Here is a 22887-nt window from a genome sequence, read left to right as displayed (position 1 = left end):
TATTATATGTAAAACCTAGACTTTAAATTCTACGCTTTGGCTTTATTTTTTGTTGGCAGCATTTATGTATTTCTGTAATGCCATTGTCATTGATGGTGTTTCAGGAGTTGGAGCTTGAATATCTATTCGTAGCCCTGCAGTAGTCGCTGCTTTCACAGTAGAATTTCCGAAAACAGCAATTCGCGTATCTTTTTGGTCAAAATCAGGGAAGTTTTTCAATAAAGATTCAATTCCAGAAGGACTAAAGAAAACAAGTACATCGTAGTATACATTTCTTAAATCAGACAAATCACTGATTACAGTTTTGTAGAAAATACCACGCGTCCAGTCAATACCAATTTTATCTAATGTTTCAGGTACTATAGATTTTAAAACATCAGATGAAGGCAATAAAAACTTTTCGTCTTTATACTTTTTAAATAATGCTGCTAAATCAGCAAAATTCATTTTACCCACGTAAATCTTACGCTTACGGTAAACAACATATTTTTGAAGGTAATAGGCTACTGCTTCTGATTGACAGAAATACTTCATAGTGTCTGGCACTTTAAAACGCATTTCTTCTGCAATCCTAAAATAGTGATCTACGGCATTTCTTGAGGTCAAGATAATTGCCGTATAATTTTTTAAATCAATCTTTTGTAAGCGTACTTCTTTTGCATCGACACCTTCAACATGAATAAAAGGTCTAAAATCTACTTTTACCCTTTCTTTGTCGATAAGCCGCGAATATGGAGAGTTTTCCATCTTCGGTTCTGGCTGCGATACCAAAATCGTTTTTACTTTCATGTATCAGTATTTAAGATAACTTCCGATAATTATTAGGGGAGCAATTTCAAGAGCGCAAAGGTACAAAATAAAATAGAAAAAATTATTAGCAAGAAACTTTTGATGATTTTGTAATGCAGTCGCCCATCCTATTGCGTTTATCAAGAAAACTAACGCTATTGTGGTGTATACAACTATTTCAGAATTTTTGAAAATATAGGCTAGAATTATGTTTGCAATAAGTAAAATGAAGCCGCTATAATTCAAATAGGACAATTTTTTAAAAATTAACTCACTTATAGTTTTTGTAGAACCAAATATAAAACCACTGCTCATTTGTACAAAAACCTTTAAAATTAAGAACAAGAATACAGAAGTTAGAATTATTGGGTAAAAGAAAGGTGAAGTTAATTGTTCTTGACTTCCTAATATTGACCAGGTAAAATAAGCAAAAATAGAAAAGTTAACAACCTGAAAAATAGAGAAAAAGACATGAAACCAATTCAATAATTTATCTTTCTTGTTGTACATAAAGATGTACTTATTATTGAATGGTAAAATAATGAAGTTTAGAAATCGACCGTAAAAAAGTGATTTAGCAATCCCCAGAAAAACTATACTAAGAAAAATTAGTATTGTAATCCAATCTAAGTTGTATGTCGCTCTTAATATTGGCTCCATTAATCGAGTTTTTGGGTCTCTCCATTTAATCCGTAAGGTAGTCCGTGCTCCGAAATCCCTAATCTTAAATAGGTAGGGTTAAATACCTTTTTGGGTAACTTAAACGTGAATTCTGTGTTTTCATTTGATTTGAGTAGCGTTTTTTCTTTTACTGGATGTGCATCTTTTAAATCATATATCTCAATAATTTTCTTGTATTTATCTAAATAGACCACCCCAAATCTGATTTTTTCTAGAGCAACATCAAACCCATATGGGTTAAAAACAGTAAAATTAATCTCTTTATTTGAGCCAGGAATTAGCTCCGCGTCTTCAATTGTACACTTCAGTTTCCTGAAAGTCTCAAAATCGTCATAATAGTTGCCCTGCAATACTTTGCCGTCACTTTGGGTATACTCTACATCACCTTTTTCTATATATTCCGATACGTATAAAACACGTTCGTGACGCACCATAGATTCGGACTGATCAAGACTATATTGGTTTTTACGATAAAAGAGGTTGTTAAGAGAATAGGTCTCTATGCCTGTATAGAAAGAATACATTGGTGCTCTTCTGTACGAATTCTCAAAAACTACCCGAGTATCACCAATTTTTTCATGTAATTCGCTGGTCCATTTTTTGTTGCCATGACTTTCATAGTGAATAGGAAAGAGGGGTTCAAATACAAGGCCGAGGCGTAGAAATAGTAAAATGGCAATATTTAGAAGCCCTAATTTAAATATCCAATTTCGTTCTTTTTCATTTTCCAATATAAAGTTGAAAACTAAAATCACCAAAGGAACGGAAATAACTACGAGCCATTGCGTTTGCACTAATCTTGTAAAACTAGAAACAAAAAAGAATAGTATTACGCCGTATGATAAATAGACCAATGCTTTTGTGAAAAGGTCTTTAATTTTTGTTTTATATAAGGCGTAATATATGAATGGAAAAGTGAAACCAAATAAGGCTAATAAATTCAAAAGGAATGCAAGCGTATTGTCGTTAAAATCATAACCATAACTTGGCCTTTCAAATAAATGATATTTTACGCCGACAAAATCGCTTTCGAAAAGCCAGAAAAAATGAGGAATATAAAAGAACAAAGCACAAGCTACTGCTGCCCATGCATATTTATTTATTATTAGTTTAGGATTCGAAGCTAGAATAGCAATAATTACTAGTACCGCATGGTATTTGCTATACATTAAACATGCCATTAATATACCCAAAACTAATGCTCTTGCTAATGAATTTTTTTCTAAAAATTTCTTATAAACCCACAGAAAAAGTGTGGTAAAGAAAATTAATGGGGTGTCTGGGAGTGTTAAAAACCCATAAGCATTCATTAGTGTCATTGAGAAAACTAAAACGAAAAAATGTAATGCATATTCGTTTTTTCTAGGGTGATTTATCATCATCCAAAGTAATAACATGGTACCAATAGAAAGTAAAGTGCTTACAAATCGAACACCCAATTCACCGTCGAAAAATAGTCCGCTTATAGCTGCAATCCATGCTACCATAGGTGGGTGATCAAAATACCCCCAAGCTAATTCTTTGGCAAACTGCCAATAATAAGCTTCGTCATAAATAAGTTCTGTAAAGTTTGCTTGAATCAAATTAAGTAGCAGTAAGCCACCAAGAAGATAAAGCAATAGTTTCGGAAATCTAGGGTTCATTTACCAATGTTATTCACGCAAAATTACGAAGAATGAACCTTTGACTGGCTGTAAGTGTATCTTAAAAAGATGATAAAAATATATTTCATCATCTTTAAAGTTATGTAAAACACTATTTTTGTTTAATTCAAACTAAACCGATGTCAGATAGCCTGGTCATTATACCAACCTACAATGAAATCGAGAACATTGAGGCTATAATCGATGCAGTTCTGCTGTTAAAGAAAGACTTTCATGTTCTTGTAGTAGATGATAATTCTCCAGACGGTACCGCTCAAAAGGTCCGAGAAAAAATGGTTGAATTTCCTGATACTGTATTTTTAGAAGTGCGTAAAGAGAAATCTGGATTAGGTACAGCCTATATTCATGGTTTTAAGTGGGCCATTGAAAGAAAGTATGATTGTATTTTTGAAATGGATGCCGATTTTTCTCATGACCCTAGAGACCTCCCTCGATTGTATCGGGCTTGCGTAAATGGTGCTGATGTTTCGGTTGGCTCTCGATATAAAAAGGGTGTTAATGTGGTTGATTGGCCCTTGTATAGGGTGCTTTTGTCTTATGGTGCTTCATTTTATGTAAAAGTAATTACCGGAATGCGCATTCATGATCCTACTGCAGGTTTTGTTTGTTATAAAAGAGAAGTTTTAGAGAATATTGATTTAAATTCTATTCGTTTTATTGGTTATGCTTTTCAGATTGAAATGAAATTTAGAGCATACCTTAAAAATTATAAGATAGAAGAAGTTTCAATTATTTTTAGAGATCGAGTAAGAGGTAAATCGAAGATGAGTTCTTCAATTATTAGCGAAGCTATTTGGGGAGTGTTTATGATGAAGATGCGAAGTATGTTTCAAAAAAGTAGATTTTAAATCAGTTCTATGAGTAAAATTCTAATTAAAAACGGCAAACTAGTAAATGAAGGAAAAGTATTTGAAAGTGATATTCTTCTTGAAGGCCAAATAATTAAAAGAATTGCTAAGGATATATCTGAGCCTAATGCTACTGTTATTGATGTAACAGGAAAATATATTGTGCCTGGTGTTATTGATGATCAAGTGCATTTTAGAGAGCCAGGACTAACGCATAAAGGAAATATAGCTTCGGAGAGTAGAGCAGCTATAGCGGGTGGTATCACTACTTTTATGGAGCAGCCAAATACTAACCCGCAGACAACAACAATAGAAAAGTTGGAAGAGAAATTTGCTATGGGAGCAACATCTGCTTTTGCTAATTATTCTTTTTTGTTTGGAGGGACTAACGATAATTTGGAAGAAATTAAGAGGCTAGATAGAAATGCCTGTTCAGGTGTGAAGCTTTTCTTAGGTTCTTCTACGGGTAATATGTTGGTTGACAATGAAGAGGTTATTGAAAAAATATTTAGTAATACCGAAATGGTTATTTCTGCGCATTGTGAGGATGAAGGTACTATTAGAAGAAATTTAGAAAGGTATAAAGCGCAATACGGAGATGATATTCCGGTAGAAAAGCATCCCGAAATTAGAAGTGTTGAAGCATGCTATCTTTCTTCGTCTAAAGCGATTGAATTAGCTAAAAAAATAGGTGCTCGCTTACATGTTTTTCATTTGTCAACCGGTAAAGAAACGAGCCTTTTTAGAAATGATATTCCGTTAAAAGATAAAAAGATAACAGCTGAAGTTTGTATTCATCACTTATGGTTTTCAGAAGAAGATTATAAAACTAAGGGTACCTTAATTAAATGGAACCCAGCTGTAAAATCTGCAGAAGATCGTGATCAATTATGGACAGCTCTATTGGATGATCGTTTAGATGTTATTGCTACAGATCACGCACCGCATTTATTGGAAGAAAAAAATAATGTGTATACTAAGGCTCCCTCTGGAGGTCCTTTAGTGCAACATGCCTTGGTAGCTATGTTAGAGAAATATCACCAAGGAGTTATTTCGTTGGAAAGAATTATTGAAAAAATGTGCCACAATCCTGCAATATTATTTGATATTGAAAAGCGGGGTTATATTAAAGAGGGGTATTTTGCTGATCTAGCAATTGTTGATTTAGATAATCCGCAATTAATCACAAAGAAGAGCATTGCTTATAAATGTGGATGGTCACCATTTGAAGGTGCCACCTTTAAATCGCGGGTTACACATACTATTGTAAATGGTCATTTGGCCTACGAAAATGGAAATTTCTCAAAACAGCGTAAAGCTATGCGTTTGACTTTCAATCGATAATATGAGACTGATAATATTTTTATTGACCTTCGTAATGATGGTATCATGTACAGAAAAGTTAATTGAACCCCCAGAAGGGTTGTTGTCTAAAGATAAAATGATTGAGGTTTTAAATGATATGGCTCTTTTGAATGCTGCAAAAACTGCGAACCCTACTAAGCTTCAAGAAAACGGAATAGAGGCAATGAGATTTGTATTTGATAAGCACAATATTGATAGTACTCAATTTGTATTGAGTGATCGTTATTATGCGTCTAGACCTGTGGAATACGAATCTATTTATTCTAAGGTAGCAACATTGATTGAAAATGAGGAGAAGCGAATAAAGGAATTTAAAAAGGTGACCGATAGTTTAAAGAAAATTGAAAAAGATTCTATTCAAAAATTGAATAAGCTAAAAAAATAAAACCTACTTCTCATTTAAAAAACATTTGGCTGTAAAGTCGATGGTTTCTTTTAAGTCTTCAAATTCAAAATTCAAAGCTTTCTTAACTTTTTTAGCATCAAAATATTGTCTATTCTTAAACGAATGAATTGAGTTTTTTGTGATTTTTCTTTGTTTGCCTGTTACCTTACTTCTAAAGAAATCTGCAAATCGTAATACTTTTAGTTGCCAAATTTTTAATTCTTTTTTCGGCGCTTTTTTTCCAAGAGCTGAGGTGATTTTTTTTAATATTTCTTTATAGCTCAAATTTTCGGCTACAACAATATAGCGTTCATTTTTTATTGAACCATTCATAAGTAAAATCATAATACGAATAACGTCGTGCACAGTTATAAAACCAGTTCCGCCAGGAGGATAGAAATTCATGGCTTTGTTGGCTGTGGTAAATAAACTACCAGAGCCTTGGTTCCATTTTGTTGGTCCAATTATCACTCCAGGATTAATTATCACAACATTTAAACCTTCTTGTGAACCTCGCCAAACTTCCATTTCAGCTTTATGTTTCATTAAGGCGTAAACATTAGCGTCCGTCTCTGACCATTCGGTTTCTTCAGTAGCCATTTTGTTGTTTATGCTTTTGCCAATTGTACCTATGGTACTAACATAAGATAGTTTTTGAATTGCATTAGCTAAACATAAGTTTACAATATTTGCGGTGCCGTACACATTGCACTTCTTTAATTTATGATGGTCTTTAGGGTCAAAAGAAATTAATGCAGCACAATGATAAACATGAGTGATTTCTCTAAAGGCATTTTCTAAAGCTGGTATGTCATTGATGTTGGCTTCGCACCATTCAATTTTATTAAAAAGAACTTGAGCTTGATCTGAATAATATGAGAATAACTTAAGTACCTGGTTTAGGTCACTGCTCTTGCGATGAATGGCTCTTACCGAATTACCATTGGTAATTAATTGTAGTAATAAGTGTGAACCAACTAAACCTGTACCGCCTGTAACCAATATCATGTTGCTAAAATAGTTATTTGAACCGGATTAATTTCTGAATACTAATTCAGTAACATTTGAATTAAATTATATTTGCACTCTAATTGTAAAGAGATTACCAATGGCCAAGAATTTTGTAGAAGAACTAGAATGGAGAGGCATGTTGCATGATGCAATGCCAGGCACTGCAGAGCATTTATCAAAAGGAGTGCAAGCCGCCTATGTAGGTATAGATCCTACAGCAGATTCTTTACATATTGGTCATTTAGTAGGCGTAATGATGTTGCGTCATTTTCAATTAGCTGGTCATAAGCCTATTGCTTTAGTTGGTGGAGCTACCGGTATGATTGGTGATCCCTCCGGTAAATCTGCTGAACGTAATTTATTGGATGAAGCAACCTTGCGTCATAATCAAGAGGCATTAAAAGGGCAATTGGCTCGCTTTTTAGATTTTGAATCAAATTCTGAAAATGCTGCGGAGTTAGTCAACAATTATGATTGGATGCAAAACTTCACATTTTTAGACTTTATTAGAGATGTTGGTAAACATATTACCGTGAACTATATGATGGCCAAGGATTCAGTAAAAAAGCGATTGGGAGCTGAATCTAAAGAAGGTATGTCGTTTACCGAATTCACATATCAATTAGTACAAGGGTATGATTTTTTACACCTGTATCAAAACCATAATTGTACGTTGCAAATGGGTGGTAGTGATCAATGGGGTAATATTGTAACAGGTACAGAGCTTATACGTAGAATAGGAGGGGGAAAGGGCTATGCATTAACATGTCCTTTAATTACAAAAGCTGATGGTACTAAGTTTGGTAAAACAGAATCTGGAAATATATGGTTGGATGCTGAACGAACATCTCCTTATAAGTTTTACCAGTATTGGTTAAATACCTCTGATGCAGATGCAGAAAAATATATTAAAATTTTCACCTTCTTAACTGAGGATGATATTAAAAACTTAATTGAAAAACATCAAGAAGCACCGCATCTTAGAGTTTTACAAAAACGTTTGGCTGAGGAAATTACAATTATGGTGCATTCACAAGATGATTTAGATAATGCTTTACAAGCCAGTGCTATTCTTTTTGGGAAATCAACTTCTGAAGATTTAAAAAAATTGGACGAGAAAACGTTCTTAGATGTTTTTGATGGTGTTCCTCAAGCTGAAATACAAAAAACTGATTTAAACGCCGGTCTAGATATGATTGGAGCTCTTGCAGCTAAAACAGGTTTTTTGGGTTCTAATGGAGAGGCAAGAAGGGAGCTAAAACAAAATTCAATTTCTGTAAATAAAGAAAAAGTTAAGGATGACTATCTTATTACAGCTTCAGATTTGATTAATAACAAGTTTGTACTGTTGCAAAGAGGTAAGAAGAATTATTTTGTTTTAGTTGTAAATAATTAGCAGCCAAAGACTTGAAACTAATAGTTCTAGTGTTTTTCTAAAGACTATTTTTATTTAAGATTCTCTAATAAATGAGGATACTTAACGTTAATTGATTACTGATAAGGTTAAATAAAAGTAATCATGGGTAGATTTAGCGTCTTTATTATTTTGGTATTTTTAGTTTGTGGATGTAGTAAACTAGATGAATTGACTAAATTTAATATTGACTATGATACCGAAGTAACTATACCTTCTTCTACAGGTATAAACTTACCATTTGATGTTATAACACCAGATACAGAAACAAATTCTGAATCTAAGTTTGAATCGAACGATACCCGTAAAGATTTAATTGAATCGATAAAGCTTACTAAACTACAATTAGATATTAAAGTGCCTGATGATGCCGATTTTAGTTTTTTGGAGTCTATTGAAGTTTATATTAATGCAGATGGCCTTGATGAAATACTTATTGCCTCTAAAGAAGAAGTTTCTCAAACAGTTTCAATATTAGATTTAGATGTTACGGATATTGAATTGAAAGAATATATTAAAAAAGACAATTATAGCTTAAGACTCAATACGATTACAGATGAGGTAATGAGTGAAGACCATGAAATTGATGTAAAATCTACCTTTTATGTAGATGCCAAAATTTTAGGATTATAACAAGTCTAAATTACCATTAAATTGCATCCGCGTACATCACTATTGTCAAAGCGTCCTAAAATTTCAAAATTTCCATTGGCATATACTTTTCCTAAGTCTTGAGTTGCTATAAACGAACAAGAATCTCTGTTTGCCAAATCAATAATATTTACACCACCCGATTTTTCGTTTTTTATAAAACTTAGTGGGTCTTCAGTATCTCTAATTATAACTTTCATCCATGGCGGAGTTTTAAAAACTCCGTTACCAGACGAATATGCTTGAGATAGTAACTCCGTCATACCATATTCCGAATGAATAGTTTTAACTCCGAAACCTGTGTTGAGTATGTTGTGTAATTCTTCACGTACTAATTCCTTTCTTCGTCCTTTCATTCCACCGGTTTCCATGATAATAGTATTCTTTAACTCAAAGCTATAGTTTTCAATTAAATCTAGTAGTGCAAAAGAAACTCCAATAAGTAGTGTTTTTTTGCCAGCCGAATTTAACTCTCTTAATTTGATTTGTAATTTATTAAGGTTGTTTAAATAGAACCCACTATCAGCGTGATTGCTCCTTTTAATTAAATCATCTACCATATAAATTAGGGAAGAACCTTCACGTTCTAAATATGCCGGTAGAAGGGCTAATATGCAATAATCTGAAACAGGACCGTAGAAGTAGTCGAACGCGGCTAAATAACTCTTTTTATATAATTCAATGTTTTGAACATGGTGCTTACTTGTCTCGGTGCCTGTTGTGCCGCTACTAGTGAAAGTGATTTGCGGTTTTAAATCTCCTGTGATTACTTGTTTCGATTTAAAAAATGAGATAGGTAGAAAAGGAATGTCTGATATGCTCTTGACAGAACTGTCATCGCGATTTAAATGATTGCAAAACCGATTATATACCGTGTTGTTCCGATACTGATATTTGAAAATATCAAAAGTTATATTTTCAAACTCAATGTCAGAGGTTATTCTAAATATGTCGTTTTCTTCTATTGGCATTCCAAGAAACAAAGATAACGATTCACGAAGTGTTATAAATAAAAAGTCCTGCTCTAAAATTAGAACAGGACACGAGTATTTAATGAGTATCAGGGTTTATTTTACAACCAGTTTTCTTGTTATTGTTTTATTTTTTTCAGTTACATTCATTACATAAACGCCAGGAGTTAAATGTGATATTGAAAGCGCCTTGCTGGTCATGCGATTTCTAAGTACCGCTTCTCCAAATACATCGTAAATAATAACTGTTTTTGGAGCGTTAAGACTCGTAGTTATATAAACTACATCGTCGAACGCGGGATTTGGGTATAATTTGAAATCGGCAATTTCATCTGTGGGAGTAGGCCTAACGCTTGATAGTTCTTGCGCAGACATAGAAAAGGAGAATGCCAAAAGCAGTGCTGTGTAAATTAGTTTCATAGGTTATTGATTTGGGATCAACACTATAAAGATAATGCAAGAGGTTACTTACAGGTAATAAATGTTGTGAAATTCGACCAAACGTAGGTAAATGGAAACACGTTAACCGTTAATCTAAGTTTTGTGTAGATAGTCGAGAAGGAAAATTGAAATAATCTGTTGGAAAGCAATTACTTAACTATCAATTTTCTGGTAGCCATGTTATTATTCTGATAAACTCGAAGAATATAAACACCTGCGTCAAGATCAGAAAGGTTTATTTCTCTTCCTAAAATTGTTGTTTGCAGAACCTGAGTTCCTAAAACATCAAAAATTAAAATTTTCTTTGGAGCAGTATCAGTTGTGCTAATAAATACCTTGCCGTTTGTAACAGGATTTGGGTAAAGTTTGAAACCATTGATATCGTTATTGGCTACAGAATCTTGTCCGTAGGCAAATGAGATACATAAGAAAGCAAATACAAGGTAAAGGTGCTTCATATACGGTTAGTTACAAAAAACATACCACAAATGTACAAAATGTTTATAAGCTTTCCTTATTTAAACCCAGTGTTTTTGGTTCGAAATCGACGAAATGCATTATAAAATGTTTAAGAACCAAACGTAAGAATGGTATTATTTATTTTCTTTAAATTCAAATAGTTTGTGAACACCTATATTTTGCTGCTTTTTAATTTTTGTAATATTAATGAAGTGTTTGCGAAACGTTACCGAAATGTTACCTTATTAGCTGTGGTTAATGCCTTTGTTGTAAGATGCCTTATATTTACATTATATTGATTTTACTTTAGTCTAAACAAACCTAACAACGTGAAAAAGAAAGATATAAAAATACTTTTAGTAGATGATGAGCCAGATATATTAGAGATTATTAGCTATAATCTTGAGGCAGAGGGTTATCAAGTGTTTACTTCTAAAAACGGTCAAGAAGGTGTTGCTAAGGCGAAGAAAAAGAAACCGCATCTTGTTATTTTAGATGTAATGATGCCAGAAATGGATGGTATTGAAGCATGTGAGCAAATGCGAAAAACTCCAAGCTTAGAGAATACCTTAATTACATTCTTAACTGCTAGGGGTGAAGATTATTCACAGGTAGCTGGATTTGATGCTGGTGCTGATGATTACATAACAAAACCTATTAAGCCTAAAGTATTAGTAAGTAAAGTTAAGGCACTTCTACGTCGTTTAAAGGAAGAGGCAAATGAAGCTGATGATATTTTCACAGTCGGTGATATTGTTATTAATAGAGAAGAGTACAAGGTTATTAAAAATGGAACTGAAATAATACTTCCAAGAAAAGAGTTTGAACTTTTAGCACTACTAACTTCTAAACCTAGTAAAGTTTTCAGAAGAGAAGTTATTCTTGATAAAGTTTGGGGTAATGAAGTTGTGGTTGGTGGCCGTACTATTGATGTACATATTAGAAAATTACGGGAAAAGATTGGTGAAGACCATTTTAAAACTGTAAAAGGAGTAGGATATAAGTTTGTGCTTTAACTAACGAATACTACTTTTTGTTCAATAGTAGGGAGTTGTTCAACTTGCTTATTTAACTTAATAAATTTCTTAACTATCTTTGTGCCTAATTTAATTGGGTGTCTTCTTTAAGATGACCTATTGATAATTCTAAGCTTAATTACTTATTTGGTCTATATAAGTTATGTAGGGTTTTCTTCAAATCATTCTAAAATATAATAAAAAATGGCCGCAATACTAAAAAGGTCATATCAATTTGCCTTAAGAGCATCTTTTTTGATAATGACTTTTTGTGCTTTCGTTTTCATTATTGAAATGTACTATGAAGGAGATTTTAATGCGTTAATGTTACTAGTTACCTTACCATTAATTTTTATTGGCAGTTTTATAATTATCCAAATTGGAATTGAGAGATATATCTACAGACGGATAAAACAAATCTATGATGATGTTTCACTGCTAGATGCTACGTCTTTTGCTACAGGTCCGGTTACTACCGATATGGAAACACTAACGGAAGAAATTGAAAGGTTTGCTGCAGATAAGCGTATAGAAATTGACACTTTAAAAATTAGAGAAGAGTATAGAAAAGATTTTTTAGGAAATGTTTCACACGAATTAAAGACACCATTATTTACCGTACAAGGGTATATTGAGACGCTTTTAGATGGTGCAATGGATGATAAAAATGTGCGCAAGAAATATTTACAAAGAGCTAATAAGGGTGTTGATCGTCTAATCTACATAGTAAAAGATCTAGATTTAATTACTAAATTGGAAGTAGGCGACTTAAATTTAGAAGTGGTTACTTTCGATATTGTAGAACTCATTCAAAGTGTTTTCGATTTACTTGAGATGAAAGCCGCTAAGAAAAAGATTGTGCTCACTTTTGATATGGCTTATAATGAACCCATTTATGTAAAAGGTGATCGAGAAAAAATTCAGCAAGTATTAATGAACTTATTAGTCAATTCGATTAAATACGGATTTAATAATGGTACCACTGAGGTTAGTGTTGAAAATTTAATAAAAAATAGGGTAATTATAAGGGTTACGGATAATGGTGAGGGTATTGCAGAACAATATTTACCACGATTATTTGAAAGGTTTTTCCGTGTTGATCAAAGTGGTAATAGAAAAGAAGGAGGTTCTGGTCTTGGACTTTCAATAGTTAAACATATAATTGAAGCCCATGGTGAAAAAATATATGTAGAAAGTGTACTTGGAGCGGGTTCTGAGTTTTCTTTTACACTGAAGAAAGTTGATGCGGTAGAACCCATTAAAGAGTAATTCCGTTCCTTCTGTAATAGAGATTTCATTTGCTAAAGATTTCCCATAGATTTGTTCAAAATTTTTAATTAAGTATTAAAGCGTGGGGAGTAAAAATAAATTAAGAAGATTTAAAGATAATGAGCAATTCGAAAACGTTTTTCAGCCAAATCGTGACGAAATTTCAAGTGGCGATTTTCGAATGAAAGGCAAATGGGCAAAGTATTTTAATAATGATAACCCCATAGTTTTAGAATTAGGTTGTGGCAAGGGAGAATATACAGTAGAGTTAGCAAAACGAAATGCCCATATAAATTATATTGGCGTAGATATAAAAGGTGCCAGATTGTGGCGTGGTGCTAAAACAGGGCTTGAAAAAAATTTAAATAATGTTGCCTTTTTAAGAACTCAAATTGAACTTATTGATGAGCTTTTTGCTCCTGGTGAAGTTTCTGAAATTTGGATAACTTTTCCTGATCCCCAAATAAAATACAAACGTACCAAACATCGCTTAACAAATAGCGAATTTCTAAATCGCTATAAACGTATCTTAAAAAAAGATGGACTAATTCACTTAAAAACCGATAGCGAATTTATGCACGGTTATACATTAGGGCTTTTGCATGGGTTAGGGGTTGAAGTTATTTATGCAAATCATGATGTTTACAAAAATGAAGGAAGCCCAAAAGAAGTGTTAGAAATTCAAACTTTCTACGAAAAACAGTACCTTGAAAAAAACAAACCAATAACGTATATTCAGTTTCGTATACCACCAAACTAATGACACATTTGTTAATTCTTTTTTTTGCTACTTTTTCTGCAGCATTCATGGCAACAGTACCTCCAGGTTTGTTAAATATGAATGCGGCTAAAGTTAGTGTCACGAAAGGAAAATTGAATGGAATAGTTTTTAGTTTAGGTATTTCCACAACAATCTTAATTCAGGCATTAATCGCAGTTTGGATTTCAAAATTTTTGCATAATAATCCTGAAGTATCAGAATGGCTTTTGAAAATTGCAGTAATTGTTTTTGCAGTTTTTGCAGTTTACTTTTTTATTGCTGCAAGAAAAAATAAGCAAGATGAAGTAAGAATAGTAAAAGTAAGCAAGCGAAATAGTTATTTCAAAGGTATGGGCCTTGCTGCTTTAAATTTATTGACAATACCATATTACAGCGGTTTGAATGTGATGTGGAATGCATCTGGTTGGATAAAGTTTCAGGTGTGGGATATTTTAATCTTTGTCTTAGCCGCGGGGTGTGGTACATTTACAGTGCTTTATATGTATACTATATATTTTAATAAATTAGAAAGTAAGAATCAACGATTTTCTAAAAACTCGAACTACATTTTAAGTGTTCTAATGATTGTATTATTGATTGTTACTTTAATTCGAATCTTCAGATAAATTTTGAAACCAGAAAACAAGAACTTTTTTCAGAAAGTATACGAAGTGGCAAGGCAGATACCTTATGGCCGTGTAACTTCGTATGGTGCAATAGCCACTTATTTGGGTGCGGCTAGAAGTGCTCGTATGGTTGGCTGGGCAATGAATGGCGTTAATTCTGCTAACGCTAAAAAAGAAACTTCAGATGTGCCTGCCCATAGGGTTGTAAACAGAAAAGGCCTTCTTACTGGAAAACATCATTTTGATGGAACAAACCTTACGCAACAACTTTTGGAAAGTGAAGGTGTAGTTGTAATAGAGAATCAAATTCAAAATTTGGAAACCTGTTTTTGGGACCCAGGTAAAGAATTAGAATAGTCTAATTCTTTCTGTATGAGTAGGGTATAAATGTTAAAAAAATAATTTATTGACTACTATCATTTTATTTTATTGATAAAAAGTAGTAATTTTCTTATAAAATTGTAATAATAAGTTATTATGGTGCTATCACCCATAGATGAAATCGAACTAGATTTCGCTAAAATATGTTTTTATGATACTTATGTTATCTGTAAGATTAATGAAGATACTATAGTAGATACAGCTAAAGTAATAGCATTGCATGAAGTTTACCGGGATTATTATGGAGAAAAAAAATATGGCTATATTTTTGACAGAACTTCAAATTATGCTATAAATATTATTGCTTACATGCACTGTCCTTTTTACTCCGATGTTACTTCCTTTGCTATGGTTGCCCCGAATGAAGAAACAAAAAAGACTATAAAGTATGAGGAAATATTTTCCCTTGCTCCTTTAAAAGTATTTGATACCATTCAAGAAGCGCAGCGATGGATGGAGTTTGAAAGTATAATTAGTTTGCCATAAATTACGCTATTCTCTTTGGCGTTTTTAATTCTAAATCTTTATCATCTCGTCTCTAAGACGTATCTTTGTTGTTTAGAATGATTTTATATAATGAAGATTGAAAAGAAAGCCGTTTTAAAGGCATTAGAGCAGATTACAGTACCAGGTGAAGGTCAGAATATGGTGGAAAGTGGCGCTGTAAAAAATATTCAGATTTTTGGTGATGAAGTTGAGGTTGACATTACTATAAACAACCCAAGTTTGCAGGCTCGTAAAAAGACCGAAGTAGAGATTTTAAAAATCATCCACAAAGAAGTTTACGAAAAAGCAAAAATAAAAATCAATATAAAAGTTGATGCCCCAGCAAAACCAAAAACTAACGAAATAAAAGGTAATCCTATACCTGGCATTAAAAACATTGTTGCGGTTGCTTCTGGTAAAGGTGGGGTAGGTAAATCTACGGTAACTGCAAACTTAGCAGTTACCTTAGCGAAAATGGGCTTTAAAGTAGGTTTGTTGGACGCTGATATTTACGGTCCGTCTATGCCAATTATGTTTGATGTTACGCAAGAAAAACCCTTGGCGGTCAATATCGATGGTAAATCTAAAATGAAACCAGTTGAAAGCTATGGTGTGAAATTACTTTCAATCGGATTCTTCACACAACCAAATCAAGCTGTAATTTGGCGTGGTCCCATGGCTTCAAAAGCATTAAATCAGATGATTTTTGACGCACATTGGGGTGAAATTGACTTCATGTTAATTGATCTTCCTCCGGGTACCGGAGATATTCACTTGAGTATTATGCAAGCAATGCCAATTACGGGTGCATTGGTGGTAAGTACTCCCCAAGAGGTCGCACTAGCGGATGCTAAAAAAGGAGTGGCAATGTTTCAACAAGATTCTATAAATGTACCTGTATTGGGTATTGTTGAGAATATGGCGTATTTTACCCCTGCTGAATTACCCGAGAACAAATATTATATCTTTGGTAAAGAGGGTGCAAAGCATTTGGCTGAAGACTTAAAGGTTCCTTTTTTAGGAGAAATACCATTGATTCAAAGTATACGTGAAGCAGGTGATGTTGGTAGGCCAGCAGCATTGCAAACAAATACAGCTATCGAAAGTGCGTTTGAAGAATTGACCAAAAATGTGGTTAGAGAAGTAGTAGGTAGAAATAAAAACCTGCCACCAACCGAAGCAATAAAAATAACAACAATGGCAGGTTGTTCTGCTGTTAAGAAAAAATAATATGACACCTGAAGAATTAAAACTAAATGTAGAAAAGGCGCTTGAAGAAATTAGGCCCTTCTTGCAAAGTGATGGAGGTGATATTTCATTAATATCAATTGATAATGAAAATTCTGTCAAAGTAAAGTTAGAAGGTGCTTGTGTTGGCTGCTCGGTTAACCAAATGACCTTAAAAAGTGGTGTTGAAATGACTATTAAAAAATATGCGCCACAAATTGAAGAGGTTATTAATTTAGAATAATCTACTTATTTAACATGTATTTTTCCAATATACCAAACTAATTTTTGCCATTATTTAATGTATTACTAAATGATTAAAACAGATATTTTGATAATCGGTGCTGGTCCGACGGGACTTTTTGCCGTTTTTGAAGCAGGACTATTAAAATTAAAATGCCACCTTATTGATGCTTTGCCGCAGGCAGGAGGGCAGTGTTCAGAAATCTATCCAAAGAAACCTATCTATGATATTCCTGGCTTTCCAGAAGTGCTTGCGGGCGAATTAGTAGATAATTTAATGGAGCAGATTAAAGCTTTTCAACCAGGCTTTACTTTAGGTGAAAGAGCAGAAACGATAGAAAAGTTAGAAGATGGCACTTTTGTTGTAACTACAAATAAAGGAACTAAACATCAAGCACCTATTGTTGCAATTGCAGGAGGACTAGGAAGTTTTGAGCCTAGAAAACCATTACTGGAGAATATTGAGAAGTTTGAAGATAATGGGGTCGCTTATATCATAAAAGACCCTGAAGTTTATCGTGATAAGAAAGTTGTAATTGCTGGTGGTGGCGATTCTGCACTAGATTGGAGTATCTTTTTAGCCGATGTTGCCTCTGAAGTGACTTTAGTTCATAGAAGAAATGAATTTCGCGGTGCTTTAGATTCTGTTGAAAAAGTACAGCATCTTAAAAATGAAGGGAGAATTAATCTTATTACCCCAGCGGAAATTATAGGTTTAAAAGGTGATACTGCTTTAGAATCGGTAATTGTTAAAAAGACTGGCGATGCTGGTAAAGAAATTGAATTAGAAGTAGATAGTTTTATCCCTTTATTTGGTCTTTCTCCAAAGCTTGGTCCTATTGCTGATTGGGGTCTAGATATTGAGAAAAATGCTATTAAGGTTGACAATACATTAGATTATCAAACCAATATTCCTGGTATATATGCAATTGGTGATGTTAATACGTATCCAGGAAAATTAAAGTTAATATTATGTGGCTTTCACGAGGCTACTCTTATGTGTCAAAGTGCTTATCAACGTATATTTCCAGATAAGAAATATGTTATGAAATATACAACAGTTGGTGGTGTTACCGGATTTGATGGTTCTAAAAAAGAAGCACCAAAAGCTGTTGTAAAAGCGATAGAATAAGTAATTTATAAGTACATAACCGAACGGAATAGAATGTCAGATATTAAAATTAAAATTACAGACCGAGATGGTGTAACGCATGAAGTTGATGCACCAACTGATATGAATATGAACCTAATGGAAATTGTTCGTTCTTACGAGCTTGCACCAGAAGGTACTATTGGTATTTGTGGCGGTATGGCTATGTGCGCTTCATGTCAATGTTATGTGAAATCTGGCCACGAATTACCTGAAAAATCTGATGATGAAGATGCAATGTTGGCAGAAGCTTTTAATGTTGAGGATAATTCAAGATTGGGATGCCAGATTCATATGACTGAAGACTTAGAAGGATTAGAAGTTGAGTTGGCGCCGGAATCATAATAAATGACAAGTAGAATAGTTTCGATTTTAATTATTCGTATTAGAGTAATTGAATAAATTTCAATCAAATTTTTTTCTACTTTTTCTTGATGTTTATTTAATACCTGTTTCAGGTATCAATAATGCTTCCTTAATAGCACCGCTCCAAATACGATAACCTTCCTTGTTTAAGTGTAAACCATCACTCATATACAATTCTGGTCTTGGTCTATTCTCCGATGTAATCATTGGGGCAAAAACATTTATAAATTGCGCTTTTAATTCTCCAATAATATATTTTGATAATAATAAATTGGTTTCTATTATTTGAGGGATCATAGCTTCACGCTCCATACTTGGTTTTAGGCTTATCAACGCTAAATTTACTTCAGGATACTTTTTATAAATCAGTGCTACTAATTCTTGGCAATCTGCTAAAACTTGCTGTGGAGATCTTCCTTCATTTAAATCATTTTCGCCAGCATAAAGTACAATTTTATTAGGTTGTACTGCTGTGAAAATTTTATCAAAGTAATGAATGCACCAGGGAAAAGTAGAACCGCCAAAGCCCAAGTTAACAATATTTAAAGGCGCTAAATCCTTTTTCATGCTAATCCATAATCTGATTGAAGAACTACCATAAAATGCAAAGAGCTGATTTTGATGTTCTAATTTGGAGACACGCTTATTTAATCTTTTAATTTCGTTAGACCACATCTCTGGTGGGTCACTTAAATTAGAAATGTTTGTTGCGTTATTCATCATATTATCAGCTGTTTCACGTGCTTCTTGTACATGTTTTGCGTACTCTTTCTGATATTCATTTACAAAAGAAACTAGATTATCTTTTTTATTAGTGGTTACACGTTCATTTAATTTGAACGATGGTAGAATCTTACAATAAAATAAATTATCTTTTATTCTATTATCGAAATTGACAACTACTATTGGCACAATTTTAGGTTGCGGATTCATGTTCATTGCTAAATTAAAACTACCTAATTTAAAGGGGCCTGGTGAGTTTTCAGTGCGATAAGAAGTCCCTTCTGGGCTAATAATAAGATTGTAACCTTGTTTTAAATAATCTTCAGCTTGACTGTAAAATATGCTGCGAGTTATTTTTTTGCTTTCCTTAGTTGATTTTCCAGATTCCTTCGTGTAAACATTTATATGACCTAACTTGTTGTAATAATTTTGATGTCCATATTCTTGTCCACGACCTATTCTAATGGTTCTAATGCCCGAATCATTATATTTATCCTGTAACACCATGGCACTAATAAAATGGGAATCTAATGTGATTTGAAAACTATTATTTAAGGTGTAATGTGTGTCGTTTGCTAAATGATTGTATATAAAAATATGTCCATTACCTTCAGGTAAATTTTCCCAACCGTCAATATGATAGTTTTGTTTGTTGAATAAACTTTTTGTGGCGATAGCACATTCTTTTCTTATTTCTAATACTGAATTAGAATGGTTATCAACTACGGTACTATAGATGTTTTCTAATCCTTTAATAAATTGTAATTCTTCATTGTCATCTTTTAATAATTCCAGGCTTAATGATGCAATATGCCTTTCTAATGAGGTACCTGTAGTTAACAACCTTTTCAATCCTTCATAGGCTATTTCTTTTGTGTTTACGTTTTTTAAAAGATGTATGCTTTGGTGTAATTTTGAATTTAAGGGTAATCTCGACTTATTATTTTCTATTAAATGAAAAACTGCTTGCAAGTTATGTTTTCCAAGAAGTCCTAAATACCTTAAGAAAGCAGCATTTATTTGATTGCCGATTAACCAAAGTAATTGTCTGTAAAATTGCTTTTCGAATGCAACGTCTAATGTAAAAAGGGAAGTAAGTGCTTTATGCGAAATAAAATAAAGTGCACTTTTTTTAACTGTAATGGCTGAACAAATATCTTTATCTCCTAAAAAACTGGACCAACCAAAAATAAAGCCTGGGTCTTTTATTGAACGTTGTTTAATCTCTATATTTCCTTCAATTCTTTTAATACTTACCTCTCCATGTATTAAAATAGATAACCCGTTAGTAAAACGGTCTTGAATATAAAGAAGTTCGTAGGGTTCATATTCTCGGCGTACGGCATGAGCTGCTATTTTTGATAGTTTTTTATCTGAAAATTGATCTAGAAACGGAGAACATCGCATTAGATTTATAATTTCGGCAGTATTCGTTTCAGGAGACATAAAAAACTCTCCATCATCTTCAAGGGGTTTAGAACGCACCGGTTGTAATAATTCTGTTTGTTTTAATAAGGCAGATTTGAGTTGGTGATATAAAGTAGAAGCTATACTTTTTAATAGTTTGTTTTCGCTGTCCTTAGTTATGTATGCTTCTAATGCTGTGATTGGGATTTCGAAAAAGGTTGCTCCATTTGAAGAGGTTACGGCTTTGTAGTGATACCTTTTAGGTATATATAAACCATCTACGCCCAATGTGCTTAATGGTTCTGATATTTGACAAACTAGAATGTCATTTTCCGGCTCTTCGAATTCAATATAATAATTGACTACCCCTGATAGAATCCAACGAAAGGTTTTAACCTTTTTATGAATATTAAAAAGGATATGATTTTTTTTGTAATTCTTAATTTTTCCATCAGGAAAAATTTCTTTTAGTTGTGCAATATGAGAATCTTGGTCCAAGCCTAAATTAATTTTAATTCAAACGAACTTGCTAAAATTAGTTTAGACTAGGAAGTATTTTGGTGTTTACTTAGGTAAAAATGTGATTTTAAAAATTGGGCTTAACTATTTTGTCAAAAGCATATATAAGCATATGAAATTATATTGATTTTCAGAAGCCTAAATATGTTTTAATTATAAATTAATCCTGAATATTTTAAATTCGAGCTTGATATGTGAACAAATTATGATACCTACCTTCTTTCGAGATAAGCTCTTCATGAGTTCCTCTTTCCGCAATTTTACCATCCTCAATTACCAATATTTTATCAGCTTTTCGAATCGTACTTAAACGGTGCGCAATTACAAATGTAGTTCTGCCTTTTGTTAGTTCTGCCAAACTTTTCTGAATCAAAGCTTCACTTTCGGTATCTAGATTTGAGGTTGCTTCATCCAAGATTAATATTTTAGGGTCTGCAAGAACTGCTCTAGCAATGGCAATTCGTTGCCGTTGACCTCCAGATAATTTTACGCCACGCTCTCCTATTAAAGTGTCTAGGCCATCATCAAAACGATCGGTGAATTCATTTACGTAAGCCGATTTAACTGCATTTTGCAATTCTTCTTCATAAGCATTAGGGCGTGGGAACAATATGTTTTCTCTAATTGTTCCTTCAAAAAGGAAATCATCTTGTAAAACAACCCCTAAATTTTGGCGAAAACTACTGAGGTTAACTTTAGATAAATCATTACCATCAACAGTGATTTTCCCTGATTGGGGGTTTAGAAAACTTGCAGCCAATCCTGCTATGGTTGTTTTTCCTGAACCTGAACTACCTACCAGAGCAACGACTTCACCCGATTTTGCGGTAAAACTAATGTCGTGTAAAACTTCTTTGTCCTCTTCATAAGAAAATGAGACATTATCGAAAGCCATATTTCCTTGCAGACCTTTTAATTCTATAGAGCGGTCCGTTTCTTCATTTTCAGAAATTTCATTCATTAATTCTTCGGTACGGTCTAAGCCTGCTAATGCTTCTGTTAGCTGACTGCCGATATTACTCATCTGTACTATTGGGGCTACCATAATGCCTAAAAGTACAGTGAACATTAATAAATCTCCAATGGTTAATTCGCCCTGAATAATTTTATATCCCCCAAAACCCATTACTCCTGTTGTAGCAATCCCAATTAAAAATGTAGAGGCACTGGTCATAAAAGCAGTTGTGGTTAAACTCTTTTTTACATTTTGAAAAAGTTCATCAACGCCTTCCTCAAATATTTTATGTTCTTGCGCTTCAGAATTAAACCCTTTTATCACTCGAATTCCGCCTAAGGTTTCTGTAAGTCTTCCTTTTACTTCGGCATTTATTTTACCTCTATTCCGGAAAATAGGTCTAATAATTTTAAAAGCTTTTAATGCGATTACAGCAAAAATCGCCAATGGTATAAAAGTGAAAAGGGTCATGGTCGGACTAATTCTTAATAATAGAACTAATGAAACTATTGCCGTAATTGTGCCCCCAACTAGTTGAACTAAGCCTGTTCCGATTAGATTTCGAACGCCTTCTACATCAGACATAATTCGTGAAACTAAGGCTCCAGATTTTGTATTGTCAAAAAATCGAATGGGTAAAGAGAGCACTTTTTTCTGTACTTGTGCTCGTAATTCTGAAATTAGAAATTGTGCTTGAACACTTAAAATCCGCGTTAATAGGAATGAGGTAACAGCTTGTACTAAAATGGCTAATATTACTCCACCTACGAGTAGTTTTAGCATTTCTACATCTTTATTTGCTATAACATCATCAATTAAATATTTCGAAGCAATTGGAGTAACAAAACTTGCTGCTTTACTTATTACTATTAATAACAAGCCAATAAAGACAAGATTTTTTTTAGGCCAAATAATGGTTTTAAATGCCTTTAAGATGCTTACTTTTTTATCTGCCATAATCAACTTTTCATTAATCAACAAAGTTAACCTAAAATAGGTGATTGAAGAATAATGCGTTTTGCTGTTAAAAATTAGTATTTAGTTTTAATCTCTGTTATTTTCACAAGATTAGAAATTCCT

Annotated in this window: 24 protein-coding genes; 15 read left to right on the top strand and 9 right to left on the bottom strand. The window is 33.2% G+C overall.

The features are described 5' to 3' along the window. Nucleotides 1–42: 42 nt before the first annotated feature. Genes UH7x_RS05330 through UH7x_RS05320 form a run of 3 tightly spaced genes read right to left on the bottom strand, consistent with a single transcriptional unit; the run spans nucleotide 43 to nucleotide 3113 of the window. A complete protein-coding gene (locus UH7x_RS05330; RefSeq protein ID WP_482362687.1) occupies nucleotides 43–789 on the bottom strand; it encodes a uroporphyrinogen-III synthase in 747 nt (248 codons plus the stop codon). Between the two features lie 3 nt (nucleotides 790–792). Then, on the bottom strand, nucleotides 793–1449 hold the full coding sequence (locus UH7x_RS05325; protein ID WP_482362686.1) for a DUF4271 domain-containing protein: 657 nt from the start codon (nucleotides 1447–1449) through the stop codon (nucleotides 793–795). Then, nucleotides 1449–3113, bottom strand: a complete 1665-nt coding sequence (locus UH7x_RS05320) for an ArnT family glycosyltransferase (protein ID WP_482362685.1) — start codon at nucleotides 3111–3113, stop codon at nucleotides 1449–1451. Before UH7x_RS05320 ends, UH7x_RS05325 begins: the two co-directional genes overlap by 1 nt. A gap of 140 nt (nucleotides 3114–3253) precedes the next feature. On the opposite strand from UH7x_RS05320, the gene UH7x_RS05315 reads away from it, so the two are divergent. The 3 genes from UH7x_RS05315 to UH7x_RS05305 are packed head-to-tail and all read left to right on the top strand — an operon-like array spanning nucleotide 3254 to nucleotide 5732. Then, complete coding sequence (locus tag UH7x_RS05315; protein WP_482362684.1) at nucleotides 3254–3982, top strand: polyprenol monophosphomannose synthase; 729 nt, start codon at nucleotides 3254–3256, stop codon at nucleotides 3980–3982. A gap of 9 nt (nucleotides 3983–3991) precedes the next feature. After that, on the top strand, nucleotides 3992–5326 hold the full coding sequence (locus UH7x_RS05310; protein ID WP_482362683.1) for a dihydroorotase: 1335 nt from the start codon (nucleotides 3992–3994) through the stop codon (nucleotides 5324–5326). Nucleotide 5327: 1 nt separating this feature from the next. Then, on the top strand, nucleotides 5328–5732 hold the full coding sequence (locus UH7x_RS05305) for a DUF4296 domain-containing protein (RefSeq protein ID WP_482362682.1): 405 nt from the start codon (nucleotides 5328–5330) through the stop codon (nucleotides 5730–5732). 3 nt (nucleotides 5733–5735) lie between these two features. Here the strand turns inward: UH7x_RS05305 and UH7x_RS05300 are convergent, their stop codons facing one another. Next, a complete protein-coding gene (locus tag UH7x_RS05300; protein WP_482362681.1) occupies nucleotides 5736–6740 on the bottom strand; it encodes an NAD-dependent epimerase/dehydratase family protein in 1005 nt (334 codons plus the stop codon). Nucleotides 6741–6840: 100 nt separating this feature from the next. On the opposite strand from UH7x_RS05300, the gene tyrS reads away from it, so the two are divergent. Further along, nucleotides 6841–8139, top strand: a complete 1299-nt coding sequence (gene tyrS / locus UH7x_RS05295) for a tyrosine--tRNA ligase (RefSeq protein WP_482362680.1) — start codon at nucleotides 6841–6843, stop codon at nucleotides 8137–8139. 123 nt (nucleotides 8140–8262) lie between these two features. Continuing rightward, entirely contained in the window at nucleotides 8263–8790 is a 528-nt protein-coding gene (locus UH7x_RS05290) for a hypothetical protein (protein WP_482362679.1), read from the top strand. A gap of 5 nt (nucleotides 8791–8795) precedes the next feature. On the opposite strand, the gene UH7x_RS05285 is transcribed toward UH7x_RS05290, so the two are convergent. From UH7x_RS05285 to UH7x_RS05275, 3 genes are all read right to left on the bottom strand, one after another. After that, nucleotides 8796–9779 (bottom strand): LuxE/PaaK family acyltransferase, encoded by a 984-nt coding sequence (locus UH7x_RS05285; protein WP_482362678.1) that lies wholly within the window; start codon nucleotides 9777–9779, stop codon nucleotides 8796–8798. Nucleotides 9780–9875: 96 nt separating this feature from the next. Beyond that, complete coding sequence (locus UH7x_RS05280; protein WP_482362677.1) at nucleotides 9876–10199, bottom strand: T9SS type A sorting domain-containing protein; 324 nt, start codon at nucleotides 10197–10199, stop codon at nucleotides 9876–9878. 170 nt (nucleotides 10200–10369) lie between these two features. After that, nucleotides 10370–10678: a T9SS type A sorting domain-containing protein gene (locus tag UH7x_RS05275; RefSeq protein ID WP_482362676.1), complete on the bottom strand. Its 309-nt coding sequence runs from the start codon at nucleotides 10676–10678 to the stop codon at nucleotides 10370–10372. 330 nt (nucleotides 10679–11008) lie between these two features. Between UH7x_RS05275 and UH7x_RS05270 the strand changes: the two genes are divergently transcribed. The 10 genes from UH7x_RS05270 (at nucleotide 11009) to UH7x_RS05225 (ending at nucleotide 18182) form a co-directional block, all read left to right on the top strand. After that, nucleotides 11009–11695, top strand: a complete 687-nt coding sequence (locus UH7x_RS05270) for a response regulator transcription factor (RefSeq protein ID WP_482362675.1) — start codon at nucleotides 11009–11011, stop codon at nucleotides 11693–11695. A gap of 324 nt (nucleotides 11696–12019) precedes the next feature. After that, nucleotides 12020–12964: a sensor histidine kinase gene (locus tag UH7x_RS05265; protein ID WP_482363580.1), complete on the top strand. Its 945-nt coding sequence runs from the start codon at nucleotides 12020–12022 to the stop codon at nucleotides 12962–12964. A gap of 82 nt (nucleotides 12965–13046) precedes the next feature. Next, a complete protein-coding gene (gene trmB / locus UH7x_RS05260; RefSeq protein WP_482362674.1) occupies nucleotides 13047–13724 on the top strand; it encodes a tRNA (guanosine(46)-N7)-methyltransferase TrmB in 678 nt (225 codons plus the stop codon). After that, nucleotides 13724–14350 (top strand): LysE family translocator, encoded by a 627-nt coding sequence (locus UH7x_RS05255; RefSeq protein ID WP_482362673.1) that lies wholly within the window; start codon nucleotides 13724–13726, stop codon nucleotides 14348–14350. The genes trmB and UH7x_RS05255 overlap by 1 nt, the downstream gene beginning before the upstream one ends. A 3-nt stretch (nucleotides 14351–14353) precedes the next feature. Further along, the gene (locus UH7x_RS05250) at nucleotides 14354–14707 is read left to right on the top strand and encodes an MGMT family protein (RefSeq protein ID WP_482362672.1); all 354 of its coding nucleotides are present in this window, start codon (nucleotides 14354–14356) and stop codon (nucleotides 14705–14707) included. A gap of 120 nt (nucleotides 14708–14827) precedes the next feature. Continuing rightward, complete coding sequence (locus UH7x_RS05245) at nucleotides 14828–15217, top strand: hypothetical protein (protein WP_482362671.1); 390 nt, start codon at nucleotides 14828–14830, stop codon at nucleotides 15215–15217. Between the two features lie 90 nt (nucleotides 15218–15307). After that, a complete protein-coding gene (locus tag UH7x_RS05240; RefSeq protein ID WP_482362670.1) occupies nucleotides 15308–16447 on the top strand; it encodes an Mrp/NBP35 family ATP-binding protein in 1140 nt (379 codons plus the stop codon). Nucleotide 16448: 1 nt separating this feature from the next. After that, a complete protein-coding gene (locus UH7x_RS05235) occupies nucleotides 16449–16688 on the top strand; it encodes a NifU family protein (protein ID WP_482362669.1) in 240 nt (79 codons plus the stop codon). Nucleotides 16689–16757: 69 nt separating this feature from the next. Then, nucleotides 16758–17819, top strand: a complete 1062-nt coding sequence (locus UH7x_RS05230; RefSeq protein WP_482362668.1) for an NAD(P)/FAD-dependent oxidoreductase — start codon at nucleotides 16758–16760, stop codon at nucleotides 17817–17819. Between the two features lie 33 nt (nucleotides 17820–17852). Next, nucleotides 17853–18182 (top strand): 2Fe-2S iron-sulfur cluster-binding protein, encoded by a 330-nt coding sequence (locus UH7x_RS05225; protein WP_482362667.1) that lies wholly within the window; start codon nucleotides 17853–17855, stop codon nucleotides 18180–18182. A gap of 93 nt (nucleotides 18183–18275) precedes the next feature. Here the strand turns inward: UH7x_RS05225 and UH7x_RS05220 are convergent, their stop codons facing one another. Both UH7x_RS05220 and UH7x_RS05215 read right to left on the bottom strand, forming a co-directional pair. After that, entirely contained in the window at nucleotides 18276–20831 is a 2556-nt protein-coding gene (locus tag UH7x_RS05220) for a GDSL-type esterase/lipase family protein (protein WP_482362666.1), read from the bottom strand. A gap of 196 nt (nucleotides 20832–21027) precedes the next feature. Continuing rightward, nucleotides 21028–22764, bottom strand: a complete 1737-nt coding sequence (locus UH7x_RS05215) for an ABC transporter ATP-binding protein (protein WP_482362665.1) — start codon at nucleotides 22762–22764, stop codon at nucleotides 21028–21030. Nucleotides 22765–22887: the final 123 nt, after the last annotated feature.

The organism is Aurantibacter sp. UH7 (assembly GCF_056839165.1).
This window is presented reverse-complemented; position numbering and strand designations above follow the sequence as displayed.